Annotated in this window: 9 protein-coding genes; all 9 read right to left on the bottom strand. The window is 69.5% G+C overall.

What is annotated here, in order from left to right:
• The coding region (rpoB, locus tag ACXVGS_RS01380; protein ID WP_458536551.1) for a DNA-directed RNA polymerase subunit beta at positions 1-2,404 on the bottom strand (2,404 nt) is incomplete at its 3' end.
• Between the two features lie 264 nt (positions 2,405-2,668).
• Positions 2,669-3,415 (bottom strand): hypothetical protein, encoded by a 747-nt coding sequence (locus ACXVGS_RS01375; protein WP_458527862.1) that lies wholly within the window; start codon positions 3,413-3,415, stop codon positions 2,669-2,671.
• On the bottom strand, positions 3,399-3,926 hold the full coding sequence (locus ACXVGS_RS01370) for a hypothetical protein (protein WP_458532006.1): 528 nt from the start codon (positions 3,924-3,926) through the stop codon (positions 3,399-3,401). The genes ACXVGS_RS01375 and ACXVGS_RS01370 overlap by 17 nt, the downstream gene beginning before the upstream one ends.
• A complete protein-coding gene (locus ACXVGS_RS01365) occupies positions 3,923-5,200 on the bottom strand; it encodes an MCE family protein (protein ID WP_458536550.1) in 1,278 nt (425 codons plus the stop codon). Before ACXVGS_RS01365 ends, ACXVGS_RS01370 begins: the two co-directional genes overlap by 4 nt.
• Entirely contained in the window at positions 5,197-6,477 is a 1,281-nt protein-coding gene (locus tag ACXVGS_RS01360; protein ID WP_458532007.1) for an MCE family protein, read from the bottom strand. The genes ACXVGS_RS01365 and ACXVGS_RS01360 overlap by 4 nt, the downstream gene beginning before the upstream one ends.
• On the bottom strand, positions 6,474-7,826 hold the full coding sequence (locus ACXVGS_RS01355) for an MCE family protein (protein ID WP_458527858.1): 1,353 nt from the start codon (positions 7,824-7,826) through the stop codon (positions 6,474-6,476). Before ACXVGS_RS01355 ends, ACXVGS_RS01360 begins: the two co-directional genes overlap by 4 nt.
• Complete coding sequence (locus ACXVGS_RS01350) at positions 7,823-8,794, bottom strand: MCE family protein (protein WP_458532008.1); 972 nt, start codon at positions 8,792-8,794, stop codon at positions 7,823-7,825. The genes ACXVGS_RS01355 and ACXVGS_RS01350 overlap by 4 nt, the downstream gene beginning before the upstream one ends.
• Positions 8,791-9,813: an MCE family protein gene (locus ACXVGS_RS01345; RefSeq protein ID WP_458532009.1), complete on the bottom strand. Its 1,023-nt coding sequence runs from the start codon at positions 9,811-9,813 to the stop codon at positions 8,791-8,793. Before ACXVGS_RS01345 ends, ACXVGS_RS01350 begins: the two co-directional genes overlap by 4 nt.
• Positions 9,810-11,129: an MCE family protein gene (locus ACXVGS_RS01340; RefSeq protein ID WP_458527855.1), complete on the bottom strand. Its 1,320-nt coding sequence runs from the start codon at positions 11,127-11,129 to the stop codon at positions 9,810-9,812. Before ACXVGS_RS01340 ends, ACXVGS_RS01345 begins: the two co-directional genes overlap by 4 nt.
• Positions 11,130-11,149 lie beyond the last annotated feature (20 nt).

Below are 11,149 nucleotides of genomic sequence, written 5' to 3'. Positions count from 1 at the left end.
GCTCGGTCTCACCCTTGGGGGTGACCTTGCCGACCAGGAGGTCGCCGTCGCGGACCTCGGCACCGATGCGGATGATGCCGCGCTCGTCGAGGTCGGCGAGGACCTCCTCGGAGACGTTCGGGATGTCCCGGGTGATCTCCTCCGGGCCCAGCTTGGTGTCGCGGGCGTCGACCTCGTGCTCCTCGATGTGGATCGAGGAGAGGACGTCGTCCTGCACCAGGCGCTGGCTGAGGATGATCGCGTCCTCGTAGTTGTGGCCCTCCCACGGCATGAACGCCACGAGGAGGTTCTTGCCCAGCGCCATCTCGCCGCCGTCGGTGGCTGGGCCGTCGGCGATGACGCCGCCGGCCTCGAGACGGGCACCCTCGTCGACCACGACACGCTGGTTGTACGACGTGCCCTGGTTGGATCGGGTGAACTTGGCGACCCGGTAGGTCTGGTAGGTGCCGTCGTCGTTGGCCACGGTGACCGTGTCCGCGGAGACCTCCTGGACGACCCCGGCCTTCTCGGCACGGACGACGTCACCGGAGTCGAGCGCGGCGCGGAACTCCATGCCGGTGCCGACCAGCGGCGCCTCGGAACGGACCAGCGGCACCGCCTGGCGCATCATGTTCGAGCCCATGAGCGCGCGGTTGGCGTCGTCGTGCTCGAGGAACGGGATCAGCGCGGTCGCGGCCGAGACCATCTGGCGCGCGGAGACGTCCATGTAGTCGACCTCGTCGCCGGGGACGAACTCGACCTCACCGCCCTTGGTACGGACCAGGACGCGGTCCTCGGTGAACCGCCCCTCGGCGTCGATCACCGCGTTGGCCTGCGCGATGACGTGCTCGTCCTCCTCGTCCGCGGTCAGGTAGTCGACGTCGTCGGTGACCTGGCCGTTGACGACCTTGCGGTAGGGAGTCTCGACGAAGCCGAACGCGTTGATCCGGCCGTAGGTGCCGAGCGAGCCGATCAGACCGATGTTCGGACCCTCAGGGGTCTCGATCGGGCACATGCGGCCGTAGTGCGAGGAGTGGACGTCACGGACCTCGAAGCCGGCGCGGTCACGGGACAGACCACCGGGGCCCAGCGCCGACAGGCGACGCTTGTGGGTCAGACCCGCGAGCGGGTTGTTCTGGTCCATGAACTGCGACAGCTGGCTGGTGCCGAAGAACTCCTTGATGGAGGCGACGACGGGCCGGATGTTGATCAGCGTCTGCGGCGTGATGGCCTCGACGTCCTGCGTGGTCATGCGCTCGCGGACGACGCGCTCCATGCGGGACAGACCCGTGCGGACCTGGTTCTGGATGAGCTCGCCGACGTTGCGCAGGCGGCGGTTGCCGAAGTGGTCGATGTCGTCGACCTCGACGCGCAGGTCGACCTCCTTGCCGTCGCGGTGACCCTTCATGGTCGCGTTGCCGGCGTGGAGGGTGACGAGGAACTTGATCGTCGCGACGATGTCCTCGATGGACAGCACCGAGGCGTCGAGCGGCTCCTCGAGACCGAGCTTCTTGTTGATCTTGTAGCGACCGACCTTGGCCAGGTCGTAGCGCTTGGGGTTGAAGTAGAGGTTGTCCAGCAGGGTCTGGGCAGCCTCACGCGTCGGGGGCTCACCCGGGCGCAGCTTGCGGTAGATGTCGAGCAGCGCGTCGTCCTGGCCGGCCGTGTGGTCCTTCTCCAGGGTCTGGCGCATCGACTCGAAGTCGCCGAACTCCTCCAGGATCTGGGCCTCGGTCCAGCCCAGGGCCTTCAGCAGGACCGTGACGGACTGCTTGCGCTTGCGGTCGACGCGGACGCCCACCATGTCGCGCTTGTCGATCTCGAACTCCAGCCAGGCGCCGCGGCTCGGGATGACCTTGGCCGTGTAGACGTCCTTGTCGGAGGTCTTGTCGGGGGTGCGCTCGAAGTAGACGCCGGGGCTGCGGACCAGCTGCGAGACGACCACGCGCTCGGTGCCGTTGATGACGAACGTGCCGCGCTCGGTCATGAGCGGGAAGTCGCCCATGAACACGGTCTGGCTCTTGATCTCACCGGTGGTGGTGTTCATGAACTCCGCGGTGACGAAGAGCGGCGCGGAGTAGGTCATGTCCCGCTCCTTGCACTCCTCGATGGAGTACTTCTGCTCCTCGAAGCGGTGGTCGCGGAAGCTCAGCGACATGGAGCCGGAGAAGTCTTCAATGGGCGAGATCTCCTCGAAGATCTCTTCGAGCCCGGACTTGTCCGGGACGTCTCCCCGACCGGAGGACTTGGCCTGCGCCACGCGAGCCTGCCAGCGCTCGTTGCCGAGCAGCCAGTCGAAGCTCTCCGTCTGGAGGGCGAGCAGGTCAGGAACTTCCAGGGGTTCGCGGATCTTCGCGAAAGAGAGACGGCCGGAAGCCGTACGAGCAGTGGACACAGTCTGGGTCGCGTTGCGCGAGGCAGCCAAGGATGGTCCTTCCACGGGCCTTCTGATGTGAAGTCAGCGCACGCCCATGGCCCCGGATCCAATCAGCCGAAGACACAGCAGAAGCTGCGGCGGAGGAGACGGGTCGAGACATTAGGCAGCGCAAAGCGACAGCATACCTGTATAAGGGCGCGTTCGTCCACCTGCCACCCGGGCCCCCACCCGACGGCGTCTCGACGTGCACCGAGGATGACGGTCCGCGGTCCCGCCGTCAAGGTCAACGGCCGCAAGATCGGCGCCCAGGGGTCAGAAAGCCTCCACCTTTGACACCAGCCACCGGCCGTCCACCAGGCTCATCGTGAGGATGACGCGGTTCTGGTCGACCTGGGGGCGGTCGAGCTTGGCCGAGGTGGTGGCCTGGTTGACGAAGGCGAGGACGCGGACGGTGTTGTCGCTGGCGCTCATGACGCCGACCTCGCTGGCGCGGGCCTGAACGACCGCCTGGTTCGCCACCGCGAGCGGCTTGACGCTCTGCTTGGTGCCGTTGTCGAACTCGGTCCGGAACGCCCCGGTCAGCAGCGCGTCCACCTGGGCCGTGTGCTGGTCGAAGGTCTTGTAGTCGTAGCTGAGCATCGTCTCGACGGCCGTCCGCGCGGCGGCGGTCGCGGCACGGGTGCCGTCGCGGCGGTCGGCGGCGCGGCCGGACTCGACCCACAGCAGCAGGGACACCGCCAGCGCCACCAGTGACAGCCCGAGGCCGGCCCAGGCCAGCAGCCGGGCGCGCGGCGAGGCCTCACGGGGCGGCGCGGTGGCCTCCTCCGGCTTCGCGGCCCGCGGAGGGATGACCCGTGTCGAAGGCGCGGCGGCCGGGCCGTCAGCGGCCGGCGCGGCCGTAGGTGCCTCCGGAGGCGTCGTCGGCCCGGCGGGTGTCGTCACCGGCGTGGTGTCGACGGGCTGGCCGTCGACGACCGGGGCCGCCGGGGCGGCGGTGCGCTGCCGGCTCCGCTCGCCGGCGACCCTGCGCCGGGCGGGACGGTTAGCCGACGAAGTCAAGGTTGATCACCTTCCAGGAGTCACCACTGCGCTCGAGGTCGAGCCGCAGCCGGTAGGTCTTGTCCACGGGCTGGGGCGTGGCCGCGTTGGCGGTGGGGGCGACCACGCCGACGATGACCCGGGCCGAGTCCGAGTCGGAGGAGACCAAGGCCGCCTCGGCGGTCTTGACCGAGGACACGGTCTTGTTGTCGACGACCACCTTGCGCAGGTCGGCCAGCTTGGACTGGTAGTCGGACCGGAACGTCCCGCCGGCACCGGCCAGGACCTGCTTGCCGTAGTCGTCGAAGCGGCGGTAGTCCATCGTGATGAAGTTGACCGCCAACTGCCGGCCGGCGGCGAGGGCCGCCGCCCCGGACGCGTCACGGTCACGCTCGGTGAAGTAGCCGCGGCCCTGTGTGAAGCCCACCAGCGCGGCCACCAGGAGCACGACGACGGCAAGGGCGGCCAGGACTTTCGGGGACGCCGAGGACACCCGCGCCACCCGGGCGCGGGCCGGGAGCCTCGGGCTCATCGCGCTGCGCTCTGCATCATCCACAGCCACGTGTCTACCCCACCGGACCCCGCCGGGGGCAAGGGGGCCGCCACGTTGGGAAGGTCACTGCCCTGGGTCAGGGCCGCGTTGCCCAGCGGCACCGGCATCCCGTCATACGACATCGGGTAGGAGGACCCGGCGCCGCTGGAGGCGCCCGGCGCGTTCTGCGCGCCGCGGACCGTGGAGGCCGAACCACGCGGCAGCGTGCACCGGGCGCCGGTGTTCACCGGGGGCAGGTTCCTGGTCTGGTCGGGGCCGATCCGGTGCGTGCCGCCGTAGCCGGCGGTGCAGGCCGGCGGGTTGTCGGCGTTGAGGACCAGGCCGAAGTGGGCGGTGCCGTCCCCGGGGACGACGGTGTAGCCACCCGCCACGACGTCGGGGTAGGTGATGAGCATCTGCTGGATCCCGTCGATGCGGGACGTGGTCACCTGCCCGATCGTGACGAAGTTGGACAGCAGGGTCGCCAGGGGCGTCTGGTTGTCCTTGATCAGCCCGTCGAGCTCGTGCGAGGCGACCGCCCCGCGGTCCAGGACCAGGCGCAGGTCGGGGTCACTGGTGCGCAACGTGTCGGACAGGTCGGCGAAGTTGCCGATGAAGTCCTTGATGTCCCCGGAGCTCGCGCGCTGGGTGTCCAGGACGATGCGGCCGTCGTCGATGAGCTTCTTGGTCTCGGGCAGGGCCTCGGTGGCCGACCGGGTGAGCGCGTCACCGGAGTCCAGCAGGCGCTGGAGGTCGGCGCCGCTGCCGCCGAAGGCGTTGCCGAGCTCGTCGACCACGGTGGCGAGCTGCTTGCGGTCGACCGACTTGACCGTGTTGTCCAGGTGCAGCAGCAGGTTGTCGATCCGCAGCGGCGCCCGGGTGTCCGTGCGCGGGACGGTGGCCCCTGCTGCCAGGTAGGGGCCGCCCTCGTGCCGGGGCTGGAAGTCGAGGTACTGCTCCCCCACCGCCGAGCGGTTCTCGACCACGGCCAGGGTGTCCTTGGGGACCTCGGTGCCGCGGTCCAGGCGCATGTCGACCAGGACGCCGTCCTTGGTCAGCCGCAGCTTCTCCACCTTGCCGACGGTCACGCCGCGGTAGGTCACCTCGGCACCGGTGAAGATGCCGCCCGAGTCGGCGAAGTCCGCCGAGACCAGGTAGCTGCCGCCCAGGATCTTGTCGGTCAGCCCGACGAACCGGGCGGAGAGCACCGACACCGTGATCAGGGTGATCGCGGCGAACACCGCGAGCTGGATCTTGGTCGCGCGCCGGATCACGCCGCACCTCCGGTCTGGAAGAGCGTCAGCCAGGACGGCTCACCCTCGCCGGTCGAGGCCTCCCCGGCCCCGAGGCAGATGAGGAGCGAGCAGGAGGAGCTCTTGCTGGTGGTGGGGCTGGGCGTGGAACCGCCGGGCAGCCGTGGCAGGGAGAGCGTGGGCTTGGGGAGCGACGGCAGCGAGGGCAGCGAGGGCAGCCCGGGGCCGGTCGGCTTGCTGCCGGGGGCCGTGGGCAGGCCAAGGTTGTTGGACACGGTGCCGAGGTTCATGTCCGCGGTCGCCCACAGGTTGGTGTAGTCACCGCGGATGGTGTTGACCGCCTCGTCCGGGAAGGGGTAGGTCAGCAGCAGCTGCAACGACTTGGGCAGGTCGTCGCCGGCCCTGTTCAGCTGGGTCAGGATCGGTGAGATGGCCTTGAGGTTGGCCACGGTGTCGTCCTGCGAGGCATTGATGACCTTGGTGCCGACCGCCCCGAGCCGGCTCAGCGACTCCAGCATCGTGGTGAGCTGCCGACGCTGGTCCGCGAGCACCTTGAGCCCTTGGGGAAGGGTGTCCACGGCCTTGGCGAGGTCGTCCTTGCGCGCGGCGATTCGCGCCGAGAGGCGGTCGATGCCCTCGATGGCGCGGACGATCTCGGACTTCTGCTTGTCGAGCCCGCTGACGAAGGTGTCGAGCTGGCCGACGAGGTCCCTGATCTGGGACTCGTTGCCGTTCATGGCCTTGTTCAGCTCGGTCTCGATGACCTTGAGCTGGGCGACCCCGCCGCCGTTGAGCAGCAGCGACATCGCGCTGAGCACCTCCTCGACCTCGGGGTTGCGCCCCGTGCGGCCGATCGGGATGTTGTCGCCGTCGGACAGGGAGCCCTCAGGGGTGCTGTCGGTCGGCGGTGCCAGCTCGACGTACTTCTCCCCCAGCAGCGACGTCTGGTGCAGGGAGGCGACGGCGTTGTCGGGCAGCTTCACCGACTTCGGCAGGCGCAGGGTCACCCGTGCCGTCCAGCCGTTGAGCTCGATCTTCTCGACCGCACCGACGGTGACCTCGTTGACCTTGACGGCGGACTGTGGCACCAAGTCGAGCACGTCGGCGAACTCTGCCGTCACGTGGTAGACGTCACCGCCCTGGGCTGCGCCACCGGGCAGCGGCAGGTCGTAGGCGCCCTGGCAGGCGGCCACCGAGCCGACCGCGAGCACGGCCACCGCGGTGCGGGCCAGGCCCGCGAACCCGCGGCGCGGGATACGGCTGGCCGCTGCGAACAGGGAAGCGGTATGACGCGTCATCGCGAGCCTCCCAGCAGGCCACCGAGGGTCGGGTCGGCTCCGCGGACGTCCGCGGCGGACTCACCGTCCTGCCCCGCGCCACCGGCCGGGGCCGGGGTCAGCGCCGGGTCGGACGGAACCGGCGAGAGCAGGTTGAGCGGCAGGCCGGCGCCGCCGGGCAGGGAGGGCACCTTGAGCAGCTTCTGGATCGTGCTGCACAGCTGCGTGTTGCCGGTGCCGGTCGGGCCCGTGATCAGCGAGCACAGGAGCAGGGCCGGGTCCTTGAGCTGGGCGGCGTTGTTGCGCGTGTCCAGCGTCCCCGACTTCGGGTTGTAGGCGTTCTGCAGATTGCTGATCGCCACCGGCGCGTTGTCGAGCGTCTCCGCCAGGGCGTTGCGCTGCTTGGCAATCGTGCTCGTGACCGAGGTCAGCTGGCCGATGTCCGTCTTGAGGACGGCCCGGTTGTCGTGCACGAAGGAGGAGGTCTCGGACAGGGCCACCGCGAGGTTCTTCAGGGCCGCGGCGAGGTCCCCCCTCTCGCCCGCCAGCTGGTCGGAGACGTTGGCGAGGTCGGTGTTGAGCCGGCGGACCTGCGTGTCGTTGGTGGCCAGCATGCTGGTGAAGGACTGGAGGTTCTTCACCGTGGAGAACAGGTCGTTCCGGCCGCCGGACAGCGTGGACAGCGCCAGCGACAGGTCGTGGTTCGTGTCGTGGATGTTGGTGCCCTCACCCTTGAGGTTCTTGGCCCCGGTGTCGAGCAGGTTGGACAGGGCACCCTCCTTGTTGGCGCCCTGCGGGCCCAGGGCCACGAGCAGGTCGTCCAGGCTCGTGGAGATCCGGTCGAGCTCCACGGGCACCGCGGTGCGGTCGAGGCCGATGCGGGCACCGTCCCTCATGACCGGCCCGGAGGTGTATGCCGGGAGCAGCTGCACGTAGCGGTCGCTCACCAGCGAGGGAGCCACCACGGCCGCCTTGGCGTCGGCGGGCACCTTGTACTTCGCGTCGAACTCGAAGGCCACCGCGACGTGGTCACCCTCGGGCTTGACCGAGAGCACCTTGCCGACGTGGACGCCGAGGATGCGCACGTCCGAGCCGGGGAAGAGGCCGACGGCTCGGGAGAAGGAGCCGGTGACCTTGATCGTGTCCGGGCGCGGCCACAGGACCACCGCGGCCGCCACCAGGGCGAGCACGGCGGCCACCGCGATGACGCGCGCACCGCGCCCCACCGCCGGCGTACTGCCCCGGCGGACCCGCCGGCGCGGCGGCTTCGCCGCCGGTGCGGCGGCGGCCCCGGCCGGGGCATCGCCGAAGACCTCGCTCCCGAGGTCGGGCATGACGTCGGTCGCCTCGTGGTCGGTCCGGTCGGTCACGGCTTGATCCCCCCCACCGGGACGGTCAGGTTGGACACGAAGGTGTCGAACCAGCGGCCCGTGCCCAGCGTGTTGGCGAAGACCCGCGTGAACGGCGCCATCATCGCGATGGTGCGGTCGAGGTCCTTCTCGTGCTTCTGCAGGACGGCGAGCACCTGGTTGAGCTGGTCCAGGGCCGGCTTGAGCTGCGCCCGGTTGTCGCGGACGAGCCCGGTCAGCTGCTGGGCCAGGGCCGAGGTGTTGGTGAACAGCGTGTGGATCGCCTCTCGGCGGGCGTTGAGCTCGGCCATGAGCAGGTCGGCGTCCTTGATCAGCGTGGCCGTGCTGGCGTTGCGGTCGGCGACCGTCTTGCTCACCGAGTTGGCGTGGGCGAGCAGCGTCTTGAGCTCGGCGTCGCGGGAGGCGACGGTGCGCGAGAGCCGGCCCAGCCCGTCGAGGGCGGCCTTGACGTGTTCGGGGCTGTCCTTGAACTCGTCGGCCATGACGTTCAGCGACCGCGCGAGCTGGTCGGTGTCGATCCGCTCCGACGTCGTGGCCAGGTCGGTGAACGCGTCGACCACGTCGTAGGAGGACACCGTCCGGGCCAGGGGGATCTCGGTGTCGGTCTTCATCTGTCCGGCCCCCTTGGGGTCCAGGGCGAGGTACTTCTGGCCGAGCACGGTCTTCATGCGCACCGACGCCCCGGTCTGCGGCCCGAAGGCGGCCGGCTCGGTGATCTTGAAGTCGACCCGCACGTGCGAGCCCTCGAGGTCGACGCCGGTCACCTTGCCGACCTTGACGCCGGCGATGCGGACGTCGTCGTCCTTCTTGATGCCACCCGCCTCGGTGAACGCCGCGGCATAGCTGTCGCCGCCGCCGATGAGCGGCAGGTTCTGGGCGTTGAACGCCAGGACCAGCAGCACGGCGAAGAAGGCCAGGCCTGCGGCCCCGATCGGGACGGGGTTGCGCTCGCGGAACGGGATGCTCATGAGCACCTCGCCGTGTTGACCGAGTACGACGGGGTCAGGACCGTGCCGGTGGGCAGCTTGACCGTCCCGTTGAACCGGCACAGGTAGAAGTTGAACCAGGACCCGTAGGTCGCGGTGCGGGTGATGGTCTCGAGCTTGCCTGGCGTCGTCGTCATGAACTTCTCGAAGGTGGCGGTGTTCGCGGGCTTGTTGAGCGTCGCGGCGAGCGCGTTGAGGTTGGCGATGTCGGACCGGATCGGCTGACGGGCCTGGCTGAGCAGGTCGGCCGTCGACCCGGCGAGGTCGTTGATGTTCGTCAGCGACGCACCGATCGCCGAGCGGTCGGCCGACAGGCCTGACACGAAGCGCTGGAGCTGGTCGAGCAGGTCCCCGAGCGCCTTGTCGTGGGCGTCGACCGTGGACAGCACCGTGTTGAGGTTGCCGATGGTCCGCCCGATGACCTGGTCCCTGTCCGCCAGGGTCGAGGTGAGCGACGCGGTGTGCGCGAGGAGGGAGTTGATGTTGCCGCCCTCCCCCTGCAGGACCGAGATGATCTCGCCGGAGAGCTCGTTGACGTCCTTGGGCGACAGCGCGGCGAACAGCGGCTTGAACCCGTTGAACAGGACCGTCAGGTCCAGGGCCGAGTGGGTGTGGTCGAGCGGGATCCTGGCACCGTCGCGCAGCGGGGTCGGCTGCCCGACCCCCTGGCTGAGGGCGAGGTAGCGCTCACCGACGAGGTTGCGGTACTTGATCGTGGCGATCGTGCCCTGGGTCAGGACGCTGGTCTTGTCCACGGTGAAGTCGACCAGGGCCGTCGTGCGGTCGGTGTTGACCCGCACGTCCTTGATCTCGCCGACCCGGACGCCGGCGATGCGGACGTCCTGTCCGGGGACGACACCGGTGACGTCCTGGAAGACAGCCTGGTAGGTCGAGGTGCCCCCGAACTGGAAGTTGGCGATGGTCGCGGCCAGGGTGCCGAACGCGAGCAGCGTCACCGTGGCGAAGATGATGAGCTTGACCAGGCTGGACGTGGTCTTCACTGCTGGCTCACCACCGTTCCGCGCAGGAGGGGACCGGCCAGGAGCGCAGTGATGGCCGACGGCCGGCCCTGCTGCTCCGGGTCGAGCAGCGCCGAGATGACCTGCTGCTCGGCGACCGTGCCGGCCAGGCCCGAGTCGGCGTTGGCGATGCCGGCGCCCTGTGTCGAGGTGAAGTAGCTGGGCAGGTCCGTCGCGGCCCCGTCGGGGAAGGCGCTCTGCGCGCTGTTTCCGGCCCCCGAGGTGCCGTCGTCGAACTTGGTGCCGGGCCGGGGGTTGGCCTGCGACTGGTGCGGGTTGGGCAGGCCGAGGCAGCCCGGGCCGCGGTTGTCGTTCCAGGCCGGCTCCTCACCGGGCTGGTAGGCCGCGCGCGGCTTGGTGACCTCGAGGGTGATGTGGAACGTGTGGTTGCTGAATGCCTGGTTGATGTTGGGGACCCAGTGCGACAGGCCCTGCGCGAAGCAGGGGTAGATGGGCGAGTAGCGGGCGAAAGTCCGCAAGGTGGGGCGCTGGACGGTGCCGACCTGGATGATCCGGTCACCGTTGGCGTTGAGGAACCCGGTCGCCGTGTTGGCGAACCCGGCCGTGCCCGCCAGGAAGCCGGCGAGGGCGTCCTTCTTCTCGACGATGGTCGTGTTCGTGGTGATGAGCGACTTCAGCATGCGCATGAGGTCCGGCGCGGCGTCGGCATACGTGGAGGCCATGTCGGCCAGCCCGCTGATGTCGGCCTGGATGGTCGGCATCTTGGGGTTGATCTGCTTGAAGTAGCTGTCGGCCATGACCAGGTTGTCGCCGAGCTGCTGCCCGCGGCCGTCGAGGGCGGAGGCGAGGGCGTTCAGGGTGGCGGAGAGCTTCTCCGGCTTGACCGTGCGCAGCAACGGCAGCAGGTTGTCGAAGACCTGCTCGAGCTCGATCGCCACCTTGGTGCGGTCCTGGCCGATGGTGTCCCCCGCCTGGATGTGCTGCGCGGACGCGTCGGCCGGTGGCACGAGGTCGACGTAGCGCTCCCCGAACAGGGTCTTGGGCAGCAGGCGTGCCCCCACGTTGGCGGGGATCTGGTCGACCTGGTCCGGCTGGAGGGCCAGCTGGATGCGCGCGCCCTGACCCGTGGTGGTGATGTCACGGACCTCGCCGACGATGAGCCCGCGGATCTTGACGTCGGAGGACGCCTGAAGCTGGTTGCCGATGCGGTCGGTCAGGAGGTTGACCATCACCACGGGGGTGAACCTCTTCTGGAACGAGGCCACCGACAGGCCCACCAGCACCACGAGCACCGCCAGGAAGGCCGCACCGTAGGTGTGGTTGCTCAGCCGCGACATGGCTCCGCCACGCTGTTCCG

The sequence above is a fragment of the Oryzihumus sp. genome, from assembly GCF_054325275.1.
This window is presented reverse-complemented; position numbering and strand designations above follow the sequence as displayed.